The sequence below is a fragment of the Micromonospora sp. NPDC049282 genome, assembly GCF_043197045.1.
GTDB lineage: Bacteria > Actinomycetota > Actinomycetes > Mycobacteriales > Micromonosporaceae > Micromonospora.
Map to the genome: position 1 here is coordinate 73,431 of NZ_JBICSL010000021.1, position 25,542 is coordinate 98,972.

The following is a 25,542-nucleotide window of genomic DNA, read 5'->3' on the forward strand; positions in this document are numbered from 1 at the left end:
GTGTCCTCCTGGTGGACTTTCTTGGTTCGTTCGCCCCGGTGCGCCGGTCGGCGCGTAGGACTCTGTCGACAGCCTTTCCGGCCGCACGGCCGGATAGCCTTTGTGGGTTCTGCGGCGATGAAGCCTACAGGCCCGGATTCACACAACCCGACCGAGGTGGCCGCGGGCGGGAGATCCCTCCCGCGACCGCCCCCGGATCATCGGGTCAGCTCGGGGTGAGCGTCACTCACCCGTCGCCTTGGCGATGATCTCCTTCGCCACGCTCTGCGGCACTTCGGCGTAGGAGTCGAACTGCATGCTGTAGCTAGCCCGGCCCTGGGTCTTCGACCGCAGGTCGCCGACGTAGCCGAACATCTCCGACAGCGGCACCAGAGCCCGGACGACGCGAGCGCCGCTGCGCTCCTCCATCGCCTGGATGATGCCGCGACGGGAGTTGAGGTCGCCGATGACGTCACCCATGTTCTCCTCAGGAGTGGTGACCTCAACGGCCATCATCGGCTCGAGCAGTGCGGGGTCGGCCTTGCGGGCCGCCTCCTTCATCACCATCGAACCGGCGATCTTGAACGCCATCTCGGACGAGTCGACCTCGTGGTACTGGCCGTCCAGCAGCGTCAGCTTGAGACCCACCAGCGGGAAGCCGGCGAGAATGCCGTACTGCATGGCGTCCTGGGCGCCCGCGTCCACCGAGGGGATGAACTCCCGGGGGATGCGGCCACCGGTGACGGCGTTCGCGAACTCGTAGGTCGGCGAGTCGTTGCCCATGGGCAGCGGCTCGAGGCTCACGATCACGCGGGCGTACTGGCCGGAGCCACCGGTCTGCTTCTTGTGGGTGTACTCGACCTTGTCCACCTTGCGGCGGATGGTCTCACGGTACGCCACCTGCGGCTTGCCGATGTTCGCCTCGACGTTGAACTCGCGGCGCATCCGGTCGACCAGGATGTCCAGGTGCAGCTCGCCCATGCCGGAGATGACCGTCTGACCGGTCTGGTCGTCCAGCTTGACGCGGAAGGTCGGGTCCTCCTCGGCCAGCCGCTGGATGGCGGTGCTGAGCTTCTCCTGGTCGGCCTTGGTCTTCGGCTCGATGGCCACCTCGATGACCGGCTCCGGGAAGGTCATCGACTCGAGGATGACCGGCTTCGCCGGGTCGCACAGGGTGTCACCGGTGGTGGTCTGCTTCAGACCCTGGACCGCGATGATGTCGCCGGCCTTGGCGGTGCTGCGCTCCTCCCGCTTGTTGGCGTGCATCTGGTAGATCTTGCCGATGCGCTCCTTGCGGTCCTTGGTGGAGTTGATCACCTGAGAACCGGACTCGAGCGTGCCGGAGTAGATCCGGACGTACGTCAGCTTGCCGAGGTGCTTGTCGGTCTGGATCTTGAAGGCCAGGCCGGAGAACGGCTCCGAGGTCGACGGCTTGCGCAGCATCGGCGTCTCGCCGTCGGTGGCCGTACCCTCGATTGCCGGGACGTCCAGCGGCGACGGCAGGTACGCGACGACCGCGTCCAGCATCGGCTGGATGCCCTTGTTCTTGAAGGCGGTACCGGTGAGGACCGGGTTGGCCTTGCCGGCGATGGTGGCCCGGCGGATGGCGGCCCTGATCTCCTCGGCGGAGATCTCCTCGCCCTCGAGGTACTTCTCCATCACCGAGTCGTCGACGTCGGCGAGGGTCTCCATCAGCTTCTCGCGCCACTCGGCGGCGGAGTCGGCGAGGTCGGCCGGGATCTCCTCGACCGCGTAGTCCTCACCCTTCTGGGTCTCGCCGCGCCAGGTGAGCGCGCGCATCTCGACCAGGTCGACCACGCCGATGAAGTCGGACTCGGCACCGATCGGGATCTGGAGCACCAGCGGGGTGGCGTTGAGCCGGTCGATCATCATCTGCACGCAGCGGAAGAAGTCGGCGCCGGTCCGGTCGAGCTTGTTGACGAAGCACATCCGGGGGACGTTGTACTTGTCCGCCTGACGCCAGACGTTCTCCGTCTGGGGCTCCACACCGGCCACGCCGTCGTACACCGCGACCGCACCGTCCAGAACACGCAGCGACCGCTCCACCTCGACCGTGAAGTCGACGTGACCGGGCGTGTCGATGATCTGGATCGTGTGGCCCTTCCACTCGCACTTCGTGGCGGCGGAAGTGATCGTGATACCGCGCTCCTGCTCCTGCTCCATCCAGTCCATGACGGCGCCGCCCTCGTGGACCTCGCCGATCTTGTACGTGATGCCGGTGTAGAAGAGGATTCGCTCGGTGGTCGTGGTCTTACCGGCATCGATGTGCGCCATGATGCCGATGTTGCGTACGTTGGCGAGCGCGTCTGCGGCGGCCACTTCAATCCCTACTTATCGTCGTCTCGACACAACTGGTGGTGGTTCCGGCGCCCGATGGGCGCCGAAACCTCAGGTGTTACCAGCGGTAGTGCGCGAAGGCCTTGTTGGACTCGGCCATCTTGTGCGTGTCCTCGCGCCGCTTGACGGCGGCGCCGAGACCGTTGCTCGCGTCCAGCAGCTCGTTCATCAGCCGCTCGATCATGGTCTTCTCACGCCGGGCCCGGGAGTAGGTCACCAGCCAGCGCAGACCGAGGGTGGTCGCGCGGGTCGGCCGCACCTCGACCGGAACCTGGTAGGTGGCGCCACCGACCCGGCGGCTGCGCACCTCGAGCGTCGGCTTCACGTTGTCCATCGCCCGCTTGAGCGTGACGACGGGGTCGGTGCCGGACTTCTCGCGGCAGCCCTCCAGGGCGGCGTACACGATGCGCTCGGCGAGCTGACGCTTGCCGCGCATCAGGATCTTGTTCACCAGCTGGGTGACCAGCGGCGAGTTGTACACCGGGTCAGCGACCAGCGGATTCCGCGGAGCGGGTCCCTTACGCGGCATATCAGCTCTTCTCCTTCTTCGCGCCGTAACGGCTGCGAGCCTGCTTGCGGTTGCGGACACCCTGGGTGTCCAGCGAGCCGCGCACGATCTTGTACCGCACGCCGGGGAGGTCCTTCACACGGCCGCCGCGCACGAGCACGATCGAGTGCTCCTGCAGGTTGTGGCCGACGCCCGGGATGTAGGCGGTCACCTCGATCTGGCTGCTGAGCTTGACACGAGCGACCTTGCGCAGCGCCGAGTTCGGCTTCTTCGGGGTGGTGGTGTACACGCGGGTGCACACGCCGCGCCGCTGGGGGGACCCCTTGAGTGCCGGGGTCTTGCTCTTGGTCGTCTTGGCCTGTCGGCCCTTTCGGACCAGCTGCTGAATGGTGGGCACCGGGCTTCTCCGCTCCCTTCGGCCGCTGCGAGGCGACCGCGCCGTCTGCTCTAGCCGGCCTGATGGACGGCTCTCCTACATTCCAGCCGGGGCCGCCTGACGGGGTCCCAGCACCCGCGGTCGGGCGTGTCGCCCGAGTCACGGCCCGGTCGCGCCGCTTACGCGTCGTACCGGATCTTTGGTCTTGGTGGTGCGACCGCGCGATCACCGGCTGACCGGCTCCAGCGCACGCACGCATTGCCCGGGCTGGCCCGGGCGCAAGGGGAAAGAGTACCTATCACAGCCGCGCCGGTCAAAACGGATCGGCTCGGGAGGACCGCGTCGCAGCCCTGCCGGCCGGCTCCCGCGTCACCGGCGCGCCCTCGATGGGCACCTACGTCGTCAAGTGTACCGGCTCGTCCCGGGCACGACCCGGCGGCCCCGATCTCCCCCTTGCCCTCCAATCCCGGGCATTTCGGCCAGAACCGGCCTGGACTCCGGCCCGGCTCACGTGATCTGCACCACCAGGGCGATACCGAGCCCGACCACGCTCAACAGCAGCCCCACCGCACCGCAGCCGAGGCCGGCCACGGCCAGCCCGCCGCCGGTGAACCGGACCGCCGGCGGTGGCGCCGGCCGCCGGATCTGCCGGCGGGCGAACAGCCAGGCCACGATCGCCCCGACGCCGGCGAGCGCGCCGAGCACGGTGAAGGCGCCGGCCGCCCAGGCGCCCCCGTAGTCGGGACCGGCCACGCCGAAGCAGAAGACAAGCAGCGACACCAGGATCGAGCCGATGCCGGTGACCAGCGAGCCGATGGCCAGGCCGGACGTGACCGGCGGCACGTCGAGGTGGACCACCCCGAACGGGGTGCCCGGCACCGCGTCGACCCGCTTCGGCGGCCGGGGCGCCTCCCGCGGGGGCGGCGGGAACGCCGGCCCGCCGGCCGGTCCCCAGCCGCCGCCGGGCGCGCTCCCCGGCGTCCCCCAGCCACCGCCGTGGGCCGGCCCGCTACCCGGGTACGCCCCGAGCGCCGGCCCGGAACCGCCGTACCCGGCCTGCCCCGGGTGGTACGCCGAACCGTGCGCCCCGGGCGGGTACGGCCCGGCCGGCCCACCCTGCGCGCCCGGCGGGTACGGCCCGGCCGGCCCCGAGCCCTGCGCGCCCATCTGATCCGGCGCAGCGGACCCGGCGTGCGGGCCCGGCGGGTACGGTCCCGCCGGCGGCCAGGGGCCGGGCGGCGCGGAGTGCGGAGGCGGCGCCGATTCCGGCGGCGCGGAGTGCGGAGGCGCAACGTGCTGCCCGGACCCCGGAGGCGGCGCCGAGTGCGGCGCCGACTCCGACGGAGGCGCGGAGTGCGGCCAGGGCGAGGCGTGCGGGGCGGCCCACGGGCTGACCGCGTCGGCGGCCGGCGGCGGGGCGGGATCCGGCCCGGCACCCGGGCGGGTCGGGTCGCCTCCCGGCGGGGCCGGTTCCGTCACGGCGTCCTCCTGTCCACATGGCTCACCCGCCACGCGGCGGACACCGGCCAGGCTACCGTCGCGGGTCACCACCGGGTGGGCGGGCGCGGGCCCGCTCCCCCGCCGGGTCAGTCGAAGTTCGGGGCGTAGTCGTGCCCGAACGAGGCGTCCGCGTGCCGAACCACTCCGATCACCACCGCCGCCACCACCGCGACCGCGCCCAGCACCAGGCCGACCCGGGCCAGCCGCTCACCGCGGCGCAGCCAGTCGGCGCCGGTGAGGTAACCCCCCGAGGCGTACGCCTCCCGGCGGGCCTGCCGGGCCAGGGTGAGCGCGAGCGTGGCGGGCACCACCCCGCCGACGAAGAAGCCGGTAAGCGCGCCGATCAGGCCGAGGGCGAAGACGGCGCGGGCCTTCGTGGAGCGGACCGGCTCAGGATCGTGCGGATGGCGTTGCGCCTGCGGCACGACGGGCACCTGCTGCCCGGGCACGGTCGTCATGCCCTCCATCATGCCTCCGGCCCGGCGTGCCGGCGCACCAGCCCGCCGAGGTGGCGGCATCCGGGCCCGTCGACCCCACCACCTCGGCGTACTGGTGTGGATCAAACGGTCCCGGACGCGACGAGGCCCCCGGCGGGTGCCGGGGGCCTCGTCGTTCGTGCGGTTTAGCGGTACGACCCGAAGTCGAAGTCGTCCAGCGGCACCGCCTGGCCGCTGGCCGGCCCGAAGCCGTAGTCGGTCTCCGGGTAGCCGGTCATCGAGTAGACCTTGGCCTTCGCCTCCTCGGTCGGCTCGACCCGGACGTTGCGGTACTTGCTGATGCCGGTACCGGCCGGGATGAGCTTACCGATGATCACGTTCTCCTTGAGGCCGATCAGCGAGTCGCTGCGGGCGTGGATCGCCGCGTCCGTCAGCACCCGGGTGGTCTCCTGGAAGGAGGCCGCCGACAGCCAGGAATCCGTGGCCAGCGAGGCCTTGGTGATACCCATCAGCACCGGGCGACCGGCGGCGGGCTCGCCACCCTCACCGACGAGTCGGCGGTTCTCCGACTCGAACAGCGCCCGGTCGACCAGCACGCCCGGCAGGAACTCGGTCGAGCCGGAGTCGATGACCGTCACCCGCTTGAGCATCTGGCGGATGATGATCTCGATGTGCTTGTCGTGGATGAGCACACCCTGCGAGCGGTAGACCTCCTGGACCTCCTGGGTCAGGTGGACCTGGACCGCGCGCGGGCCGAGGATGCGCAGCAGCTCGTGCGGGTCGATGGTGCCCTCGGTGAGCTTCTCGCCGACCTCGACGTGGTCGCCGTCGTGCGCCCGGAGCCGGACCCGCTTGGAGATCTTGTCGTAGACGATCTCGTCGCTGCCGTCGTCCGGGATGACCACGATCTTGCGGGACCGCTCGCCGTCCTCGATCCGGATCCGGCCGGGGGTGTCGGCGATGGGCGCCTTGCCCTTCGGCACCCGGGCCTCGAAGATCTCCTGGACACGGGGCAGACCCTGGGTGATGTCCTCACCCGCGACACCGCCGGTGTGGAAGGTACGCATGGTCAGCTGCGTACCCGGCTCACCGATCGACTGGGCGGCGATGATGCCGACCGCCTCGCCGACGTCCACGGTCTTGCCGGTCGGCAGCGAGCGGCCGTAGCACGCACCGCAGACGCCCAGCTTCGACTCGCAGGTGAGCACGCTCCGCACCCGCACCGTCTCCACCCCGGCCGCCACGATCGCGTCGACCCCGATCGAGTTGATGTCCTGGCCGCGGTGCGCCACCACGGTGCCGTCCGGCCCCTTGATGTCGTCGGCCAGCGTCCGGGCGTGCACGCTGGTCTCGGCGTGCTCGTGCACGACCAGCTTGCCGTCCAGCTGCTCACCGATCTGCATCGGGATGGCACGGTCGGTGCCGCAGTCCTCCTCGCGGATGATGACGTCCTGCGAGACGTCCACCAGACGACGGGTCAGGTAACCCGAGTCGGCGGTACGCAGGGCGGTGTCCGCGAGACCCTTCCGGGCGCCGTGCGTGGAGATGAAGTACTCCAGCACGGACAGACCCTCCCGGTACGAGGCCTTGATCGGCCGCGGGATGATCTCGCCCTTCGGGTTGGCCACCAGACCACGGATCGCCGCGATCTGCCGGAGCTGGAGCAGGTTACCGCGGGCACCCGAGTGGATCATCTTCCACAGCGGGTTCTCCTGCGGCAGCGCGGTGTCCATCTCCTTGGCGACCTCGTTGGTCGCCTTGGTCCAGATCTCGATGAGCTCGCCGCGACGCTCCTCGGCGGTCATCAGACCACGCTGGTACTGCTTGTCGATCCGGTCGGCTTCCTTCTCGTACCGCTCCAGGATCTCCCGCTTGCGCGGCGGAGCGATGACGTCCTCCATGCCGATGGTGACGCCGGACCAGGTGGCCCAGTGGAAACCGGCCTCCTTGAGCCCGTCCAGGGTGGCCGCCAGGGCCACCTTCGGGAAGCGCTCGGCGAGGTCGTTGACGATCGCGGAGAGCTGGCCCTTGCGGATCTCGTAGTTCACGAAGCGGTAGCCCGGGGGCAGCGTCTCGTTGAACAGGACCCGACCCAGGGTGGTCTCGACGGTCACCGTTCCGCCCTCGACCCAGCCCTCGGGCGCGGTCCACGGCTCGGCGCCGGCGCCGTTGTCGACACCGACCACGTCGTGCAGCCGGATCCGGACCGGGGTCTGCAGGTGCAGCTCACCGCTGTCGTACGCCATCCGCGCCTCGGCGTCCGAGCTGAACGCGCGGCCCTCGCCCTGACCCCCCGGAGTGAGGTGGGTGAGGTGGTAGAGACCGATGACCATGTCCTGGGTGGGCATGGTGACCGGCTTGCCGTCGGCCGGCTTGAGGATGTTGTTCGACGACAGCATCAGGATCCGCGCCTCGGCCTGGGCCTCGGCGGACAGCGGCACGTGGACCGCCATCTGGTCACCGTCGAAGTCGGCGTTGAACGCGGTGCAGACCAGCGGGTGGATCTGGATGGCCTTGCCCTCGACCAGCTGCGGCTCGAAGGCCTGGATGCCCAGCCGGTGCAGGGTCGGCGCCCGGTTCAGCAGGACCGGGTGCTCGCCGATGACCTCTTCCAGCACGTCCCACACGACCGGCCGCTGCCGCTCGACCATCCGCTTGGCGGACTTGATGTTCTGCGCGTGGTTGAGGTCGACCAGCCGCTTCATCACGAACGGCTTGAACAGCTCCAGCGCCATCTGCTTGGGCAGGCCGCACTGGTGCAGCTTGAGCTTCGGGCCGACCACGATGACCGAACGGCCGGAGTAGTCGACGCGCTTGCCCAGCAGGTTCTGGCGGAACCGGCCCTGCTTGCCCTTGAGCATGTCGGAGAGCGACTTCAGCGGCCGGTTACCCGGGCCGGTGACCGGACGACCACGACGACCGTTGTCGAACAGCGCGTCGACGGCCTCCTGGAGCATCCGCTTCTCGTTGTTGACGATGATCTCGGGCGCGCCGAGGTCGATCAGCCGCTTGAGGCGGTTGTTCCGGTTGATCACACGCCGGTACAGGTCGTTCAGGTCGGAGGTCGCGAAGCGGCCACCGTCGAGCTGCACCATCGGGCGCAGGTCCGGCGGGATGACCGGGACGCAGTCCAGCACCATGCCGAGCGGCGAGTTCCGGGTGTTCTGGAACGCCGCGACGACCTTCAGCCGCTTGAGCGCACGGATCTTCCGCTGGCCCTTGCCGGAGCGGATGGTCTCGCGCAGGTTCTCCGCCTCGGCGGTGAGGTCCATGTTCTGGACCAGCGCCTTGATGGCCTCGGCGCCCATGCTGCCGGTGAAGTACTCACCGAAGCGGTCGCGCAGCTCGCGGTAGAGCAGCTCGTCGGTGACCAGCTGCTTCGGCTCCAGCTTGCGGAAGGTGTCGAGAACCTCGTCGAGACGGTCGATCTCGCGCTGGGCCCGGTCGCGGATCTGGCGCATCTCGCGCTCTCCGCCCTCCTTGACCTTGCGCCGGACGTCCGCCTTCGCGCCCTCGGCCTCCAGCTCGGCGAGGTCGCCCTCGAGCTTGGCGGCCCGCTTCTCGATCTCCGAGTCGCGGCTGTTCTCGGCCTGCCGCTTCTCGGCCAGGATCTCGTTCTCGATGGTCGAGAGGTCGCGGTGACGCGCTTCGGCGTCCACGCTCGTCACGACGTACGAGGCGAAGTAGATGATCTTTTCGAGGTCCTTCGGGGCGAGGTCCAGCAGGTAGCCCAGCCGGCTCGGCACGCCCTTGAAGTACCAGATGTGGGTCACCGGAGCGGCCAGCTCGATGTGACCCATCCGCTCCCGGCGAACCTTGGAGCGGGTCACCTCGACGCCGCAGCGCTCGCAGATGATGCCCTTGAAGCGGACCCGCTTGTACTTACCGCAGTAGCACTCCCAGTCCCGCTGCGGACCGAAGATCTTCTCGCAGAAGAGCCCGTCCTTCTCCGGCTTGAGGGTGCGGTAGTTGATGGTCTCGGGCTTCTTGACCTCGCCGTGGGACCACTGACGGATGTCGTCGGCGGTGGCGAGACCAATGCGCAGCTCGTCGAAGAAGTTGACGTCGAGCACTGTGTCCCCTATGTCGTCGTCTGTACTGCTAGCTAACGGGCGGGATCGGGGGCCGGCGAGCCGGCCCCCGAATCACCGCCTCAGACCTCTTCGACCGAGCTCGGCTCGCGCCGGGACAGGTCGATGCCCAGCTCCTCCGCCGCCCGGAACACCTCGTCGTCGGTCTCGCGCATCTCCAGGGCCACACCGTCGCTGGAGAGCACCTCGACGTTGAGGCACAGCGACTGCAGCTCCTTGAGCAGCACCTTGAACGACTCCGGGATGCCCGGCTCGGGGATGTTCTCGCCCTTGACGATCGCCTCGTAGACCTTGACCCGGCCGAGGACGTCGTCCGACTTGATGGTCAGCAGCTCCTGCAGGGCGTAGGCGGCGCCGTACGCCTGCATGGCCCAGCACTCCATCTCACCGAAGCGCTGGCCACCGAACTGCGCCTTACCACCCAGCGGCTGCTGCGTGATCATCGAGTACGGGCCGGTCGACCGGGCGTGGATCTTGTCGTCGACCAGGTGGTTGAGCTTCAGGATGTAGACGTAGCCGACCGCGATCGGGTCGGGCAGCGGCTCGCCGGAACGACCGTCGAACAGCTGCGCCTTGCCGGTGCGCCCGATCAGCTGGTTGCCGTCCCGGTTGGGCAGGGTCGACGCCAGCAGACCGGAGATCTCCTCCTCGCGGGCACCGTCGAAGACCGGGGTGGCCACGTTGGTGTCCGGCTCGGACTCGTGCGCGTTGATCGACTTGAGCTGGCGCTTCCACTCCTCGTCGTCACCGTCGACGCTCCAGCCGGTCTTGGCCACCCACCCGAGGTGGGTCTCCAGGACCTGGCCGATGTTCATCCGGGACGGCACACCGAGCGGGTTCAGCACGATGTCGACCGGGGTGCCGTCCTCCAGGAACGGCATGTCCTCGATCGGCAGGATCTTGGAGATGACGCCCTTGTTGCCGTGGCGGCCCGCGAGCTTGTCACCGTCCTGGATCTTGCGCTTCTGGGCCACGTAGACCCGCACCAGCTCGTTCACGCCCGGGGGCAGCTCGTCGCCGTCCTCGCGGGAGAAGGTACGCACGCCGATGACCGTGCCGGTCTCGCCGTGTGGCACCTTCAGCGAGGTGTCACGGACCTCGCGCGCCTTCTCACCGAAGATCGCGCGGAGCAGCCGCTCCTCGGGGGTCAGCTCGGTCTCGCCCTTCGGCGTGACCTTGCCGACCAGGATGTCGCCGGGGACGACCTCGGCGCCGATCCGGATGATGCCGCGCTCGTCGAGGTCGGCGAGCATTTCCTCGCTGACGTTCGGGATGTCGCGGGTGATCTCCTCCGGACCGAGCTTGGTGTCCCGGGCGTCGACCTCGTGCTCCTCGATGTGGATCGAGGTGAGCACGTCCTGCTGCACGAGGCGCTGCGACAGGATGATCGCGTCCTCGTAGTTGTGGCCCTCCCAGCACATGAACGCCACCAGCAGGTTGCGTCCGAGCGCCATCTCGCCCTCGTCGGTGCACGGCCCGTCGGCGACGACCTGACCGGCCTCGACGCGGTCGCCCTCGAAGACGACCGGCTTCTGGTTGACGCAGGAGCCGGCGTTGGAGCGGCGGAACTTGTGCAGCAGGTACGTCCGGCGGTGGCCGTCGTCCTGGTGGACGGTGACGTAGTCGGCGCAGAGGTCCTCGACCACACCGCCGACCTCGGCGACGACCACGTCGCCGGCGTCCACGGCCGCACGGTATTCCATGCCGGTGCCGACCAGCGGGGCCTCGGCCTTGACCAGCGGCACCGCCTGACGCTGCATGTTCGCGCCCATGAGCGCGCGGTTCGCGTCGTCGTGCTCCAGGAACGGGATCATCGCGGTGGCGACCGAGGTCATCTGCCGCGGCGACACGTCCATGTAGTCCACGGCCCCGGGCGCCACGTCCTCGGTCTCGCCGCCCTTACGGCGGACCAGGACGCGGTCCTCGGCGAACGTGCCGTCCGACCTCAGCGGCGCGTTGGCCTGCGCCTTGACGAACCGGTCCTCCTCGTCCGCGGTCAGGTAGTCGATCTGGTCGGTGACCCGACCGTCGATGACCTTCCGGTACGGCGTCTCGATGAAGCCGAACGGGTTGACCCGGGCGAAGGTGGAGAGCGCGCCGATCAGGCCGATGTTCGGGCCTTCCGGCGTCTCGATCGGGCACATCCGGCCGTAGTGGGACGGGTGCACGTCGCGGACCTCGAAGCCGGCCCGCTCGCGGGACAGACCACCCGGGCCGAGCGCGCTCAGCCGGCGCCGGTGGGTCAGACCCGCCAGCGGGTTGGTCTGGTCCATGAACTGGGACAGCTGCGACGTACCGAAGAACTCCTTGATCGCCGCCACCACCGGGCGGATGTTGATCAGGGTCTGCGGCGTGATCGCCTCGACGTCCTGGGTGGTCATCCGCTCGCGGACGACCCGCTCCATCCGGGAGAGACCCACCCGGACCTGGTTCTGGATCAGCTCGCCCACGGTGCGCAGGCGACGGTTGCCGAAGTGGTCGATGTCGTCGGCCTCGTAGCCCTCCTCACCGGCGTGCAGCCGGCAGAGGTATTCCACGGTGGCGACGATGTCGTCCTCGGTCAGCGTGCCGGTGTTCATCGGCACGCCCACTTCGAGCTTCTTGTTGAACTTGTAGCGCCCGACCTTGGCGACGTCGTACCGCTTCGGGTTGAAGAAGAGGTTGTCGAGCAGGGTCTGGGCGTTCTCGCGGGTCGGCGGCTCGCCAGGGCGGAGCTTGCGGTAGATGTCGAGCAGCGCCTCGTCCTGCCCGGCGATGTGGTCCTTCTCGAGCGTGGTCATCATGAGTTCGGACCAGCCGAACTTCTCGCGGATGCGCTCCGCGGACCACCCGATGGCCTTGAGCAGGACGGTGACGGCCTGCCGACGCTTGCGGTCGATGCGTACGCCGACCGTGTCGCGCTTGTCGATGTCGAACTCCAGCCAGGCACCCCGACTCGGGATGACCTTGACGCTGGAGAGGTCGCGGTCGGAGGTCTTGTCCGGCTGCTTGTCGAAGTAGACGCCCGGCGAGCGGACGAGCTGGCTGACCACGACGCGCTCGGTGCCGTTGATGATGAAGGTGCCCTTGGGCGTCATCATCGGGAAGTCACCCATGAACACCGTCTGGCTCTTGATCTCGCCGGTGGTGTTGTTGGTGAACTCCGCGGTCACGAACAGTGGCGCGCAGTAGGTCAGGTCCTTCTCCTTGCACTCCTCGATCGAGGCCTTGACCTCGTCGAAGCGCGGAGCGGAGAAGGACAGCGACATGGTGCCGGAGAAGTCCTCAATGGGACTGATCTCTTCGAGGATCTCCGCGAGACCCGAGCGTGCGTGCGGGTCGTCCGCCGACCGGCCCTGCCATCCCTCGTTGCCGACGAGCCAGTCGAACGACTCGTTCTGAATGGCGAGGAGGTTGGGGACCTCGAGGTGTTCGGTGATCCGACCGAAAGAAACTCGGCGGGGCGCGAAAGCGCTCGACGTACGACTGGTCTTCGCAGGGCGGGAAGCTGCCAAGATGCGTCCTTCCGAGGACCGGTGCTGCAGAACGGCTGGTACGCGTGCACTCCAATGACCCCACCAGAAATATCCACAATCGGACATTTCCGAGCAGGGGTCAAGTCGGAAGGCAGCGCAAACTAGCAGTGTAGCCGAGAGGCTAACCGCTGTCCAGCCCACCCCGCAGGTCGTCGCGGAACAAGCCCTGGGACCTCGGAAAACCGGGTCCGCCGGGCCGCTCGGAACGCGACGCTCCTGCCGGTCCGCTCGTGGTGCGGCGGCGGTGGTGCTGCCGTTGCCTTACCCGAGTGGCGGCCGTTGCAAGCGCGGAAGGTCTTGCTGATGTCAGCGTGCCTGCACTGCCGGTGCCGCGTCAAGGGCCGGTTACCGCTCGGGGTGTCTTTCCCACCGACGGACTACCGGCGGGCATCGCTGAGAGGCCGGTACGAGAAACCTGTACGCCCTGCTCACGCCGCTGCCGCCGGGGAGCACCAACACGGCGGGCGGTGATCCGCTTCCGGATCACCGCCCGCCGCGACGCGGTGGTGCCCCGGCTCACAAGAGCCGGACGCGCGTCAGGTCAGACCAACGTCACTTGAGGGTGACCTTGGCGCCCTCGCCCTCGAGCTTGGCCTTGGCCTTCTCGGCGGTCTCCTTGTTGGCCTTCTCCAGGACGGCCTTCGGAGCGGCCTCGACCAGGTCCTTGGCCTCCTTGAGGCCCAGGCCGGTCAGCTCGCGCACGACCTTGATGACCTGGATCTTCTTGCCACCGTCGGCGTCGAGGATGACGTCGAACTCGTCCTTCTCCTCCTCGGCCGGGGCGGCAGCGCCACCGGCGGCACCGCCGGCCGCGGCAACCGCGACCGGAGCGGCGGCGGTGACCTCGAAGGTCTCCTCGAACTGCTTCACGAACTCGGAGAGCTCGATCAGCGTCATCTCCTTGAACGCGTCGAGCAGCTCGTCGGTGCTGAGCTTCGCCATGGCTGGCGTCCTTTCTGCAAGTGGAAACTAAGAATGTGGTGCGCCGTGCGGCCTCAGGCCGCCTCGGCGCCCTCCTGCTCGCGCTTCTTGTCCGCCAGGGCGGCCGCCGCGCGGGCGGCCTTGGAGAGCGGAGCCTGGAACAGGGCCGCGGCCTTGCTCAGGTTGCCCTTCATGGCGCCGGCCAGCTTGGCCAGCAGCACCTCGCGGGACTCCAGGTCGGCGAGCTTCGTGACCTCGGCCGCGGAAATGGCCCTGCCCTCGAAGACACCGCCCTTGATGACGAGCTTCGGGTTGGCCTTCGCGAAGTCGCGAAGCCCCTTCGCCGCCTCGACGACGTCGCCCGAAACGAAAGTCAGCGCGGTAGGACCGGTGAACAGCTCGTCGAGGCCGGAGATGCCCGCATCGGCCGCGGCACGCTTGGCCAGCGTGTTCTTCGCGACCGTGTAGCTGGTCTCCTTGCCGAGCGTGCGCCGCAGCTGGGTGAGCTGCGAAACCGTGAGCCCGCGGTACTCGGTCAGCACGGTGGCCCCCGAAGAGCGGAAGCTCTCGGTCAGCTCGGCGACGGCCGTGGCCTTGTCGGCCCGGATCGGCTTGTCCGCCATGTCCCTCCTCTCTCGTTGCTCGGAGCTGGCACGCCGGCGGCGAGAGAACTCGCGACGGCGCCGGAGGAGCCACGACAACGAAAAAGCCCCGGCGCGGGGCGCACGGGGCGAGGGCCGGGATCATGGGCACAGTCGGCGGACCGTGTGTGACACCGAGTTTCGCTTGCCGCCCTGCGCGGGTCGCCCGTCGTCGCGGGACCTTCGACCGTGCCAGGGCACGGTGACCAGCGGTCTGTGGGTGGAACTACCGCATCAGGCTACGCGACCAGGGCCGGCCCGCCAAATCGCCTCCGGGTGCTCCCGGTCACCCGCCGGTCAGGCGCGGCTCCGGCGAGCCCAGGCGTAGCCGGCCAGCGCCACCGCCGACCAGAGCGCCGCCCAGCCGGTGAGCAGCAGCCCGGTGCCGAGCGCGACCGGCCCGGTGACCGCCCGCGCGGTCGCCATCACCGGCGGGACCAGCCACGGCGCCACCGAGCCGGACAGCCCGAACACCACGAACCCGACCGCGCCGACCGCCAGCACGGCCACCCCGTAGCCGGCGCTGCGGGTGATCGCCCGGCTGGCCAGCGCACCGAGGGCCACCGCCGCCGGCAGGGCGAGCAGGTGCGCCCACAGCCCGAGCGCCACGCCGACCAGGGCCGGCCGCCCGTCCGGACCGGCCGCCGTGGTGAGCCCGCCGATCGGCCACGGCAGCACCAGCGCGACCAGCACCACGGCGAGCCCGGCCACAAGCGCCGCGAGCAGCCCGGCCGCCCGCTCCCGGGCCGGCCCGACCACCACCCGGGCCAGCCGGCGCTGCACGTCGGGCTCGACGTCGAGCAGGATCTTGGACTGCCAGGCCAGCACCGGGAAGAGCACCGCCGCGGAGACCCCGTAGGCCTCCGCCGGCCGGGCCCGACCGCCGCCGTAGAGGATGCCGAGGGCGAGCAGGCCGGCCAGCACCGGCGCCAGCGCCCGTCCGGTACGCACGAAGCCGGCCAGCCGCAGCCGCACGAGCGCGATCACCGGCTCACCTCCGACGCCTTTCCGGACGAGATGCCCTCGGCATCCGGTGGGCCCGCGACGGGTTGGCCGGGTGACTCGGCGGCGGGGACGGCGTGGTCGCGTACCCGAAGGATCTGGTGGCCGTCGGCGCGCAGGCGGGCGACGGCGGTGGCGAGGCCCGCGGTCGGCACCGCCAGCTCGACCACCGCGACGGCCGAGCCCTCCGACGGCGCCGTCTCGGTCAGCGTGCCGTCGGCGACCGACCACTGCCGGGCGCCGGGCAGCCGGACCGTCTCACCCCGGTGGTCGCTGACCAGCACCGCACCGCCGCCGGCCAGCACCTCGCCGATCATCTCGGGGACCAGCTCGCGGGCGGCCGCGTCCAGCCCCTCCCAGGGTTCGTCGAGCACCAGCAGGCCGGGCGGGCGCAGCAACGCCTGCGCCAGGCCGACCTTCTGGGCGGTGCCCTTGGACAGCTGCGGCAGGCGGACGTCGCGGAAACGGGTCAGGCCCAGCCGCTCGACCCAGTGGCGCACCGCTCGGTCGGCGGCGGGACCGGGCAGCCCGGCGACGCGGCCCATCGCGGACAGGTAGGCCCCGACGGTGAACGGCTGGTCGGCGGGGAAGCGCTCCGGCACCCAGCCGACCGTCGCCGGCCGGTCGGTCACCCGGCCCCGGCTCGGTCGCAGCACCCCCGCGGCGAGCTGGAGCAGCGTGGACTTGCCGGCCCCGTTGCGGCCGAGCACGACCGCGACCTCACCGACGCCGATCGCCACGTCGACCTGCCGCAGCACCCACGGGCCGTGCCGTCGGTAGCGGAGCCAGACCTCGTCGAGCCGCATGCGCCGAGCCTGCCACAACGGACAGACGAACGGGGCCCCGCCACGGCGTGGTGGCGGGGCCCCGTCCGGGGAGTGTGGCTGCTCAGGCCTCGGCCGAGCCCTCCCGCAGGTTCTTGACGATCTTCGGGTCGACCGGGACGCCCGGGCCCATGGTGGTGGTCAGGGTGATCTTCCGGAGGAAGGTGCCCTTGGCCGCGGACGGCTTGGCGCGCAGCACCTCGTCCAGCACCGCGGCGTAGTTGTCGACCAGCTGGGTCTCGGAGAACGAGGCCTTGCCGATGATCAGGTGCAGGTTGGAGTGCTTGTCCACCCGGAAGGTGATCTTGCCGCCCTTGATGTCCGCGACCGCCTTGGTGACGTCCATGGTCACGGTGCCGGTCTTCGGGTTCGGCATCAGGCCGCGCGGGCCCAGGATCCGCGCGATCCGGCCGATCTTGGCCATCTGGTCCGGGGTGGCGATCGCGGCGTCGAAGTCCAGCCAACCACCCTGGATGCGGGCGACCAGCTCGTCGGTGCCCACCTCGTCCGCGCCCGCCGCGGCGGCCTCCTCGGCCTTCGCGCCGGCGGCGAAGACGATCACGCGGGCGGTCTTACCGGTGCCGTGCGGCAGGTTGACCGTGCCGCGGACCATCTGGTCCGCCTTGCGGGGGTCGACGCCGAGGCGCATCGCGACCTCGACCGTGGCGTCGAACTTGACGTTGGTGTTCTCCTTGGCCAGCTTGACGGCCTCGGCGGGGGCGTAGAGCTTCGAGCGGTCGATGACCTCGGCGGCCTTGCGGTAGCTCTTGCTGCGCTGCATTTCTGGTGACTCCTGTGGTCTCTGGCGGGCGCGCGGGATCGCGGCCCTCCCACGAACGGATCGGGCGGAGCGGTGGAGCGAGATCAGTCGCCGACGGTCAGGCCCATCGACCGGGCGGTGCCGGCGATGATCTTCTCGGCCTGGTCGATGTCGTTGGCGTTGAGGTCCGCCATCTTCTTCTCGGCGATCTCACGCAGCTGGGCGCGGGTCACCGAGCCGACCTTCTCCTTGTGCGGGACGCCCGAGCCCTTCTGCACACCGGCGGCCTTGATCAGCAGCCGGGCGGCGGGCGGGGTCTTCAGCACGAAGGTGAAGGTGCGGTCCTCGTAGACGCTGATCTCGGCGGGGACGACGTCGCCCCGCTGGGACTCGGTCTGCGCGTTGTAGGACTTGCAGAACTCCATGATGTTCACGCCGTGCTGGCCGAGCGCGGGGCCGACCGGCGGCGCCGGAGTGGCCTGGCCCGCCGGCAGCTGAAGCGTGAACGTCTTGACGAGCTTCTTCTTCGGAGGCATGTCTCTTCCTGGGGCTTGAAACTGGGATTCTCCGCCGCCCGCGGGCGCGCACGGTCAGCGCGGTGCGGACGGCCGACGTTCTAGGATAGCGCAGTCTCACGCGACACCGGCGGCCGGCCCGCGAGGACCGACCGCCGGTGCGGGCGTACGTCAGATCTTGGCGACCTGGTTGAAGTTCAGCTCGACCGGCGTCTCCCGGCCGAAGATCGACACCAGCACCTTGAGCTTCTGCTGGTCGGCGTTGATCTCGCTGATCGTCGCTGGCAGCGACGCGAACGCGCCGTCGGTGACGGTGACCGAGTCACCGACCTCGAAGTCGAGGACCTTGATCTCGGGCTTGGCCTTCTTCTGCTCGGTCTCGACCGCAGGCGCGAGCCACTTGAGCACCTCGTCGAGGCTCAGCGGCGCCGGCCGGTCGGCCCGGTCGGTGGCGCCGACGAAGCCGGTGACCCCCGGGGTGTTCCGGACACAGGAGTAGGACTCGGCGGTCAGCTCCATCCGGACCAGGATGTAGCCCGGGAAGACCTTCGCCTGGACCTGCGACCGCTTGCCGTTCTTGACCTCGACCTCTTCCCGGGTCGGCACCTCGACCTGGTAGATGTAGTCCTCCATGTCGAGGGACGTGATCCGGGTCTCGAGGTTGGTCTTGACCTTGTTCTCGTAGCCGGCGTACGAGTGCACCACGTACCAGTCGCCGGGCGCGTAGCGCAGCTTCTGGCGCAGCTCGGCGACCGGGTCGAAGTCTTCCTCCGGGGCCGGCTCGGTGGTCGGGAACTCCGGCTCGCTGGCGGCCTCGACCGACTCGTTGCTGTCCGCCGTCGCCACCGCGGACTGCTCGTCCGGGGTCTCGGCGGTCTCGTCGTACTCAGGCACGCTCGCTCACTTCCGTCAGTATCGCTGTCCGCAGGTCAGCTGGGGTTGCCGAAGACCCACAGCACCGCCTTGGCGAAGCCGTAGTCCAGGCCGGCCACGATCGCCAGCATCACCGCGACGAAGGTGACCACCACCGCCGTGTAGGTCAGCAGCTCCTTGCGGGTCGGCCAGATGACCTTACGCAGCTCGGCCACGACCTCGCGGAAGAACCGCGCGATGCGGGCGAAGAGCCCGATCCGCTCGGTGTCCTTGCGGGTCTTCCGGCCCTCGGCCGGCTCGGCGTGCGCCCGCTTGCGGGTCGCGGTGCCGCCCCGGGAGACCGGCTCGTCCGCGTCGGCGGCGTCGTCGGCCACATCGTCGTCGGCAACGCCGTCGACAGTCGCGTCGTCGTTAAGACGCTCGTCGCCGTCGTCCTCGCCGCGCCGCTTCTTCTCGGCCACTTCGCCCTCCGTGCGGGGTATGGGGTCGCACGCCGGGTGGCGTACGCAGCGTGTTGGTCACGCCGGCCGGACCAACCGTCCCGCGACGGGCCGCGGCCGGCGGACCGGACGGGAGGGCCCCGATCGCCTCGGAACCACCCCACCGGTGCCACCACCACGGGCCGGACGCCGCCGCGAACGGCGACGCGACCCACGGGAACGGTCAGGCCTGAGGCGCAGGGGTGACAGGACTTGAACCTGCAGCCTGCGGTTTTGGAGACCGCTGCTCTGCCAATTGAGCTACACCCCTGTGCGGCAACTCACCTCCACCCGGACACGTTGTGCCGAGCGGGGGTCACTTGCCCCACGGCGGACCAGTGTACGGGTAGTCGTACGACTTTCCCAACCGGTCTGCCCCTCGCGCGTCGGGCCGCCCCTCAGCGAGAAGTGCGGATCAGTGCCCGAGCCTGCGACAGCACCTTCTCACCGCGGCAGGTGGCGGTGATGTCGAGCCTGGTCAGCCCGTCCTCGGTGACCTCCTTGACCACCGCGGCGACCTCGATCTCGGTGCCCTCGTCGGTGTCCGGGACGACCACCGGGCGGGTGAAGCGGACGCCGAAGTCGACCACCGCGTCCGGCGCGCCGGCCCAGGTGGCGACCGCGCGGCCGACCAGGGCCATGGTGAACATGCCGTGGGCGATGACCCCGGGCAGGCCCACCCCGGTGGCGATCCGGTCGCTCCAGTGGATCGGGTTGAAGTCGCCCGAGGCGCCCGCGTAGCGGACCAGGTCCGCCCGGGTCACCCGGTAGGTCTGCACCGGCAGTTCCATGCTCACCTCTCCCCGCGTACGACGATCTTGGCCCAGACCGCGACCACCGGCTCACCGTCCACCGTGCTCACGTCCGTGCGGGTGGTCAGGAAGCCGTGCCCACCCCGGGTGGTCACGTCCTCGATGGTGTTCACACAGACCAGCTCGTCCCCGGCCACCACCGGCCGGGTGTACGCGAAGCGCTGGTCGCCGTGGACGACCCGGCTGTAGTCGACGCCCAGCTCCGGATCGTCGACGATCTGCCGGCTGGCCGCCATGGTCACGAGCACCGGGAAGGTCGGCGGCGCCACCACGTCGGCGTGGCCCAGTGCCCGGGCCGCCTCCGGGTCGTGGTGCGCCGGGTCGGTCGCCCCGACGGCGGTGGCGAACTCGCGGATCTTTTCTCGGCCCACCTGGTAGGGGGCGGTCGGCGGATAGGTCCGGCCGACGAAGGACGGGTCCAGGGACATGCCGCGAACCTACACGGAAACACGAACGCCGATCCGCCCGGTCGGGTGGCCCTCAGGCCGTCGACCGGGCGGATCGGCGTCGGTGAAGCTGCTGCGGGGCCGGCGGCGCCGGCCGGCGTCAGCGGGTCTCGCGGTGGACGGTGTGCTTGCCGTCCCGGGGGCAGAACTTCTTCAGCTCGATGCGGTCCGGGTCGTTACGACGGTTCTTGCGCGTGATGTAGTTGCGCTCCTTGCACTCCACACACGCCAAAGTGATCTTCGGCCGGACATCGGTCGCCTTCGCCACGGCGGAGTGCCTTCCTCGCTCAGGAGTATCAACTACAGCGTGTCAGCGTACGCGCTGACGACGCGGACATGCAAAGTGGGCGCCTGTGGCGCCCATCCCACCGGCCACCGGGCGGACCCGGAGGACGAGAGTAGCGGTGGCCGGACTTGAACCGGCGACACAGCGATTATGAGCCGCTTGCTCTGCCATCTGAGCTACACCGCCGTGGCGGGTCCAGCCGGACCCTTTGAGCCCCCTTACGGAATCGAACCGTAGACCTTCTCCTTACCATGGAGACGCTCTGCCGACTGAGCTAAGGGGGCCTGCTCGATCACCCTTCGGGTGTCGCGCAGAGGAAACAGTACACGACCTCGTCCCCGAGGTGAAATCGGATCCCCCCGACAGGTGTAGCGCCTGATCAGGGCACCACGCGCAGGCGCGGAAGCTCCCCGGGGGCGATCGTCTCGGGGTCGACCTGGGCGCCGAACCAGGCCTCCAGACGCTCGTACGGCAGCGGCCGGCTGAACAGGAAGCCCTGGCCGATCTCGCAGCCGATGTCCTGGAGCAGCTCCAGGGTCAGCTCGCTCTCCACACCCTCGGCGACCACCGTCAGGCCGAACTGCTGGGAGAGCGTCACCACCGCGTTGACGATGGCCAGGTCGCCCGGGTCGGTCGCCATCCCCTGCACGAACGACCGGTCCACCTTGACCTCGTGCACCGGCAGCCGGCGCAGTTGGGCCAGGGACGAGTTGCCGGTGCCGAAGTCGTCGACCGAGAGCCGGACCCCGAGGTCGCGGAGGCTGCGCAGGGTCGGGATGGGACGTTCGGTGCCGTCCAGCACGCCCGACTCGGTGATCTCCAGGGTGAGCCGCTGCGGAGGGACCCCGTACTCCGCCAGCAGGTCGCGTACGAGCGCCGGGAAGTGCTGGTCGTTGAGCGTACGGGCGGCGAGGTTGACCGAGACGGAGAGCGCCTGCTCCCCGTGGCTCCAGTCGCGGCTGCGCCGCAGGCTCTCCCGCAGCACGAACTCGGTGAGCCGCTCGAGCTGGCCGGTGTGCTCGGCCACCGCCACGAAGTCGTCCGGCTCGACCGCGCCGTGGGCGGCGTGCTCCCAGCGCGCCAGGCACTCGACGCCCACCAGGCGGCGGTCCCGCAGCGTCACCTTGGGCTGGAAGTAGACCTCCAGGTCGCCGGCCGCCAACGCCCGCTCGAGGTCGCCGGCGAGGCCGAGCCGACGCAGCGAGCGGGACTCCAGCGCCGGGCTGTAGAGCTGCACACTGCCCGGCACCGACTTGGCCGCGGTGGCGGCCAGGTCGACGCGCTGGAGCAGGGCCACCGCGTCGCCGCCGTGGTCGGGGTGGACGGCCACGCCGACGGCGGTGTCCACGTCCAGGGTGAGCGTGTCGAAGACCATCTCGTCGCGGATCTGCTCGCGGAGCTGGGCGGCCAGTTCCAGCGCCGCGTTCGCGCTCTCCAGCCGGAGCGTCACCAGGAACTCGTCGCCGCCGGCGCGGCCCACCAGCGCCGAGGAGGGCGCGCAGGCGCGCAGCCGCTCGGCCACCTCGACCAGCACCTTGTCGCCGGCCGCATGCCCCAGCGACTCGTTGACCTGGCGCAGCCGGTCGACGTCGAAGAGCAGCAGCGCCACCACCTCGTCCGGCGCCTTGATCTTGATCGCCTCGGCCACCGCCGACGTGAGCCGCCGCCGGTTGGGCAGCTTGGTGAGCGCGTCGTGGTCGGCATCGTGCCGGAGCCGGTCGACGAGGCGGGAGTTTTCCAGGGCGACCGCGGCGTGCGCGGCGACCGTCTCGAAGACGGGCAGGTCGCGCGGCGTGAAGTGGCCGACGTCGCTGATCCGGTTGACCACCTCGAGCGTCCCGATCACCGCCTGCCCCGACCGCAGCGGCACCACGATGGCGTCCTTGACCTGCTTCACGTCCGCCACGCCGCGCAGCGCGGTGTCGGCCCCGATCTGCCGGCCGGTGGTCAGCGTACGGCCCAGGCTGCGCGCCTGCTCCCGGAACACCGCCGGGGTCGGGGCGACGTCCAGCAGCCCCGGCGCGTCGACCCGGGCGGTGAGCAGCACCTCCGGGTGCCGGCCCTGGGCGGGCAGCCAGAGCGTGGCGTATTCCGCCTGCATCAGCGCGCGGACCCGGTCGAGCAGCACGTCACTCAGGGCGCCCTCGGCGCTGTTGGTGATCAGGCGGGCCAGGTCGTACATGCCGGCCAGCGTGCGGTGCTGCTGGAAGAACTGGGAGTAGGAGCGGTAGACCTGGCCGAGCGCGACGAAGAGGGCGCCGAGCAGCAGCGCGGACCACCAGGTCGTCTCCAACGCGATCAGGATGAGCAGACCGATCGAGGCGTTGATCGACGAGGTCAGGAAGACGGACGGGGCGGTGCGCAACGCCTCGCGGCCGGGCTGCCAACCCTGGAGGAGCACATGCACGCCGACCACGGACAGCAGGCTGACCAGGGTGATGGCGTTGATCGCGACGAAGAGGCTGGCCCAGGTGACGGGGCGGTCGACGCCCTGCAACGCCGGCAGGGCCAGCAGGACGAGACCGGCCAGCGAGGTCGCGGCGGCGGCCTTGGCCGCGTTGAACCAGAGTTTCGCCGACGTGAAGCGGTGCCAGACGCACCAGCCGAGCGTCGACAGCGTGTAGATGAGGACCACCGTCAGTGGTGGCAGGTAGAACAGTGCCACCACCAACGGCACTTCGGTCAACGTCACGGCCACCGACTGGCGCCGGACGACGAAGTTGAGAACGGGGACGCTGACCGCCGTCATCACGACGAGCAGCACGAGGGCCCAGGCCCAATCCCCGATGGGATGGTCCGCGATGATTGCGATCGCGGTGCTGAAGACGACCGCACCGAGCGTCAGGGGTGCGGTGATGAGCCAGGCCCGCTCCGTCGATCTGCGTCCTTGGTTCCGGCCGGCCATACCACTCCCCTGTGCCGCACGAGGCGGTCCTTGGGTCACCGGAGGATGTTGGCGGCCCAGATGACGTCGCCCAGTTGCGCTTCCGAGGTGCCGATGGCACCGGAACCGACCAGAACGGCGGCGAGCACGAGGAGCGAGCCGAGCAGCCGGCCCAACCTTCGACCAGACATGATTGCTCCTGTCGGGAGAGTGTCACAGGGATGGTGGAGGTTCCACGATCGTGCCACACCGGTCAGGGGCAGAAAAGGCGTGAAGCCCCGTGCAGCCCGAGTAGCTGTCAGGTTCCGCCGTTCGGCCCAGGCACCCACCACGGGCAGCCAGGTCATTGGCTTGGGAGATGGCCGCCGGGTCCGTCCACTGCGGATTCCGACGTTCACCGCGAAGCGATCAAGACACGCGAAAACTTCGTCCCACCAGCGCTCATGCTCGGCTGGCCCACGACCCGTCGGCAAGACGAGGTCGGCTCCGGCCATAGACCACCATACCTGCATTCGGCATGAGCGCCAGAGGGTGATTCCCTCACTCACGGCGAAATCCACCTGACGTACGCCACCCCTGGCGCGACCGTCAACGCCGGGCACGGAAACCGACCCGACCAAGCAGTGCGAGCACGATCGCGGTCAGTCGCCGGCCGTCGCCGGCTTCGGGGTACGTGTTGACCCCGCTGATCGAACGGCGACCGGGCACTGACATGTATCGCTGAATACCCGGACTTCGCACCCTCGCAAACCGTTACCGCCGCACGACTCCGTTGGCGGATCATGTGGCGATGCTCGCCGATGCCGCCCGCACCCGACTCCAGGAGACCGCGATCCTCTGGAGCACCGGCCCGGGCACCGCCGCCCAGGTGATCGAAGCCGCTTGCGACTGCCTCGCGGCAGGCGTGGACAGCCCCACCCTCAGGATCCTCGCCGGAGCCTCCTGCGCGAAGGGCGAGGAGCACGACGAGCTGCGGCGGTGGCTCCCGGACGCCCTGACGGAACTCTCTCTCACCTATTACCCGGAGGGGAGCCGAGAGGGCGAGGAGGCGGCCGTCCGGCTCATGGCCCGGCGATTGCTCGCGCACGAGATCGCACCTCGCGAGCTGACGGTCTGGGCGTACCTGCACATCACCTGGGACGGCACTCCCCTGGCCGCCGATCTGGTCGCGCTGGATAACGCCTACGAGTACGCGGAGTACGGTCCGGGCGCCGACGCCATGACCGCGGACGTCGACGCGGACGTGATCAGCGAGGCCCGACGCCTGATCGACGGGCACCGCTGATCCGGCGGCCACCCGCACCTCACTCTTCTCGATCGCGGTTCAGGTCGCGATGCTCGCGCATTTTGGGGCGGCGGCTCACGCGGGCCTCAGCGAGCATCCGCTCCTTGTGCTCGGCCACCTCGACTTCGTCGAGGTTCATCCGAGAGCGGGTGTCCTGCCAACTGCGCACCATCAGCGCTGTTCCTCCAACGTCCCTCGGCTAGATCGCCGCCGGGTCTGACTGCTGTTCCCGGCCTCAACCCGCGTCGCAGCACGAAGATCGAGCGACGAGCCACCGCGTCACCCCGCTCGTCGAGCTGGTATCCGTCCAGCCAGGTCCAGCCGTCGTAGGTGGTCCAGTCCAGAACGCGGATCAACCGGAAGTGGAACGGCTTCACGAACTGGACGCTTGCCGCCCTGCTGATGAGGAGCAGCGTGCCGGACCTCAGCTCCGCCACTGGTCGCGAACCCGGCGCCAGGCGCGGATGCGGGCCCGCGCCACCACGACCCGAGGACACCAGCCGTACGGGCGGCAGCGGGAGCATGTGTACGCCACGTGGTAGTCGATGATCGCCCAGGACAACGCCACCAGGAAGGGCGTGTCCAGCCGCCGCTCCGGCGTCACAGCTCGCCGATGGAGTCGGTGGGCGGCATCGCCCGGTTCAGTCATCTCGCCTCCCGCCAGTGAAGGAGCACGCAGGCACCCCATCAGCCGTCGCTGGGAGACGGGGCACCCACGGCGGGACGACCCGGCCGCCAAGCTGGGAGGCCCCACGAGCAACTTAAGACGCAATGCGCGCAGGGTCAACAGCTACGACACATAGCGTTGTAAGTCGAGCCGGAGATGTGGTCTGCTTGCACCAGCCGCCAAGCTGGGAGCACCACCTATGTCTGAAGCTGCCTACCTACAGGTCGCCCGGGATATCCGAGAGCAGGTCAGCTCCGGCCGGTTGAAGCCGGGCGACAAGCTGCCCTCGTGAGGTTCCCCCGGTTTGCCGGAGGGTTGGTTACCTGGCGCCGGTGGGCTCAGGCTGAACGATAGTTGGCTCGTCGTGCCGTGCCTGGTGGGTG

Annotated in this window: 23 protein-coding genes, 3 tRNA genes and 1 pseudogene; 2 read left to right on the top strand and 25 right to left on the bottom strand. The window is 69.8% G+C overall.

Going from position 1 to position 25,542, the window contains the following annotated elements:
- Nucleotides 1-222: 222 nt before the first annotated feature.
- From fusA to ACGFI2_RS26850, 23 genes are all read right to left on the bottom strand, one after another.
- A complete protein-coding gene (gene fusA, locus ACGFI2_RS26740) occupies nt 223-2,319 on the bottom strand; it encodes an elongation factor G (RefSeq protein WP_393521882.1) in 2,097 nt (698 codons plus the stop codon).
- Nucleotides 2,320-2,395: 76 nt separating this feature from the next.
- On the bottom strand, nt 2,396-2,866 hold the full coding sequence (gene rpsG / locus ACGFI2_RS26745) for a 30S ribosomal protein S7 (RefSeq protein ID WP_393521884.1): 471 nt from the start codon (nt 2,864-2,866) through the stop codon (nt 2,396-2,398).
- A 1-nt stretch (nt 2,867) separates the two neighbouring features.
- Complete coding sequence (rpsL, locus tag ACGFI2_RS26750; RefSeq protein WP_393521886.1) at nt 2,868-3,242, bottom strand: 30S ribosomal protein S12; 375 nt, start codon at nt 3,240-3,242, stop codon at nt 2,868-2,870.
- Between the two features lie 486 nt (nt 3,243-3,728).
- Nucleotides 3,729-4,100, bottom strand: a complete 372-nt coding sequence (locus tag ACGFI2_RS26755; RefSeq protein WP_393521916.1) for a hypothetical protein — start codon at nt 4,098-4,100, stop codon at nt 3,729-3,731.
- Between the two features lie 707 nt (nt 4,101-4,807).
- Nucleotides 4,808-5,179 carry a hypothetical protein gene (locus tag ACGFI2_RS26760; protein ID WP_393521888.1) on the bottom strand — a complete coding sequence of 124 codons (372 nt, stop codon included), beginning with the start codon at nt 5,177-5,179 and terminating at the stop codon, nt 4,808-4,810.
- Between the two features lie 164 nt (nt 5,180-5,343).
- Nucleotides 5,344-9,231, bottom strand: coding sequence for a DNA-directed RNA polymerase subunit beta' (locus ACGFI2_RS26765; RefSeq protein WP_393521890.1), 3,888 nt, complete (start codon nt 9,229-9,231; stop codon nt 5,344-5,346).
- A gap of 80 nt (nt 9,232-9,311) precedes the next feature.
- Nucleotides 9,312-12,743, bottom strand: coding sequence for a DNA-directed RNA polymerase subunit beta (locus ACGFI2_RS26770; RefSeq protein WP_393521892.1), 3,432 nt, complete (start codon nt 12,741-12,743; stop codon nt 9,312-9,314).
- 573 nt (nt 12,744-13,316) lie between these two features.
- Nucleotides 13,317-13,706, bottom strand: coding sequence for a 50S ribosomal protein L7/L12 (rplL, locus tag ACGFI2_RS26775; RefSeq protein WP_278109418.1), 390 nt, complete (start codon nt 13,704-13,706; stop codon nt 13,317-13,319).
- 53 nt (nt 13,707-13,759) lie between these two features.
- Nucleotides 13,760-14,308 carry a 50S ribosomal protein L10 gene (rplJ, locus tag ACGFI2_RS26780; protein WP_181570347.1) on the bottom strand — a complete coding sequence of 183 codons (549 nt, stop codon included), beginning with the start codon at nt 14,306-14,308 and terminating at the stop codon, nt 13,760-13,762.
- Between the two features lie 315 nt (nt 14,309-14,623).
- Nucleotides 14,624-15,313: a hypothetical protein gene (locus ACGFI2_RS26785; RefSeq protein WP_393521894.1), complete on the bottom strand. Its 690-nt coding sequence runs from the start codon at nt 15,311-15,313 to the stop codon at nt 14,624-14,626.
- The gene (locus tag ACGFI2_RS26790; protein ID WP_393521896.1) at nt 15,310-16,134 is read right to left on the bottom strand and encodes an ATP-binding cassette domain-containing protein; all 825 of its coding nucleotides are present in this window, start codon (nt 16,132-16,134) and stop codon (nt 15,310-15,312) included. The genes ACGFI2_RS26785 and ACGFI2_RS26790 overlap by 4 nt, the downstream gene beginning before the upstream one ends.
- An 82-nt stretch (nt 16,135-16,216) precedes the next feature.
- Nucleotides 16,217-16,933, bottom strand: coding sequence for a 50S ribosomal protein L1 (rplA, locus tag ACGFI2_RS26795; protein ID WP_393521898.1), 717 nt, complete (start codon nt 16,931-16,933; stop codon nt 16,217-16,219).
- Nucleotides 16,934-17,016: 83 nt separating this feature from the next.
- Nucleotides 17,017-17,448 (bottom strand): 50S ribosomal protein L11, encoded by a 432-nt coding sequence (gene rplK, locus ACGFI2_RS26800; RefSeq protein ID WP_393521900.1) that lies wholly within the window; start codon nt 17,446-17,448, stop codon nt 17,017-17,019.
- A gap of 150 nt (nt 17,449-17,598) precedes the next feature.
- A complete protein-coding gene (nusG, locus tag ACGFI2_RS26805) occupies nt 17,599-18,321 on the bottom strand; it encodes a transcription termination/antitermination protein NusG (protein WP_393521902.1) in 723 nt (240 codons plus the stop codon).
- A 35-nt stretch (nt 18,322-18,356) separates the two neighbouring features.
- Nucleotides 18,357-18,761, bottom strand: a complete 405-nt coding sequence (gene secE, locus ACGFI2_RS26810; protein WP_091065734.1) for a preprotein translocase subunit SecE — start codon at nt 18,759-18,761, stop codon at nt 18,357-18,359.
- Nucleotides 18,762-18,977: 216 nt separating this feature from the next.
- A tRNA-Trp gene (locus ACGFI2_RS26815) sits at nt 18,978-19,050 on the bottom strand.
- A 127-nt stretch (nt 19,051-19,177) separates the two neighbouring features.
- Nucleotides 19,178-19,570, bottom strand: a complete 393-nt coding sequence (locus tag ACGFI2_RS26820) for a MaoC family dehydratase (protein WP_393521918.1) — start codon at nt 19,568-19,570, stop codon at nt 19,178-19,180.
- Between the two features lie 2 nt (nt 19,571-19,572).
- A complete protein-coding gene (locus tag ACGFI2_RS26825) occupies nt 19,573-20,019 on the bottom strand; it encodes a MaoC family dehydratase N-terminal domain-containing protein (RefSeq protein WP_393521904.1) in 447 nt (148 codons plus the stop codon).
- 118 nt (nt 20,020-20,137) lie between these two features.
- The gene (gene rpmG, locus ACGFI2_RS26830) at nt 20,138-20,305 is read right to left on the bottom strand and encodes a 50S ribosomal protein L33 (RefSeq protein ID WP_013288652.1); all 168 of its coding nucleotides are present in this window, start codon (nt 20,303-20,305) and stop codon (nt 20,138-20,140) included.
- Between the two features lie 131 nt (nt 20,306-20,436).
- Nucleotides 20,437-20,509, bottom strand: a tRNA-Met gene (locus ACGFI2_RS26835).
- Nucleotides 20,510-20,534: 25 nt separating this feature from the next.
- Nucleotides 20,535-20,607, bottom strand: a tRNA-Thr gene (locus ACGFI2_RS26840).
- A 95-nt stretch (nt 20,608-20,702) separates the two neighbouring features.
- Nucleotides 20,703-23,228: a putative bifunctional diguanylate cyclase/phosphodiesterase gene (locus ACGFI2_RS26845; protein ID WP_393521905.1), complete on the bottom strand. Its 2,526-nt coding sequence runs from the start codon at nt 23,226-23,228 to the stop codon at nt 20,703-20,705.
- A gap of 35 nt (nt 23,229-23,263) precedes the next feature.
- A complete protein-coding gene (locus ACGFI2_RS26850; RefSeq protein WP_393521907.1) occupies nt 23,264-23,398 on the bottom strand; it encodes a hypothetical protein in 135 nt (44 codons plus the stop codon).
- Nucleotides 23,399-23,997: 599 nt separating this feature from the next.
- On the opposite strand from ACGFI2_RS26850, the gene ACGFI2_RS26855 reads away from it, so the two are divergent.
- Nucleotides 23,998-24,492: a hypothetical protein gene (locus ACGFI2_RS26855; protein WP_393521909.1), complete on the top strand. Its 495-nt coding sequence runs from the start codon at nt 23,998-24,000 to the stop codon at nt 24,490-24,492.
- Nucleotides 24,493-24,578: 86 nt separating this feature from the next.
- Here the strand turns inward: ACGFI2_RS26855 and ACGFI2_RS26860 are convergent, their stop codons facing one another.
- Both ACGFI2_RS26860 and ACGFI2_RS26865 read right to left on the bottom strand, forming a co-directional pair.
- Nucleotides 24,579-24,929, bottom strand: a complete 351-nt coding sequence (locus tag ACGFI2_RS26860) for a hypothetical protein (protein ID WP_393521911.1) — start codon at nt 24,927-24,929, stop codon at nt 24,579-24,581.
- On the bottom strand, nt 24,917-25,096 hold the full coding sequence (locus ACGFI2_RS26865) for a hypothetical protein (protein WP_393521913.1): 180 nt from the start codon (nt 25,094-25,096) through the stop codon (nt 24,917-24,919). The genes ACGFI2_RS26860 and ACGFI2_RS26865 overlap by 13 nt, the downstream gene beginning before the upstream one ends.
- A 262-nt stretch (nt 25,097-25,358) precedes the next feature.
- Here ACGFI2_RS26865 and ACGFI2_RS26870 point away from each other — a divergent pair.
- Nucleotides 25,359-25,448, top strand: a pseudogene (locus ACGFI2_RS26870) (GntR family transcriptional regulator); the annotation flags it as partial.
- Nucleotides 25,449-25,542: the final 94 nt, after the last annotated feature.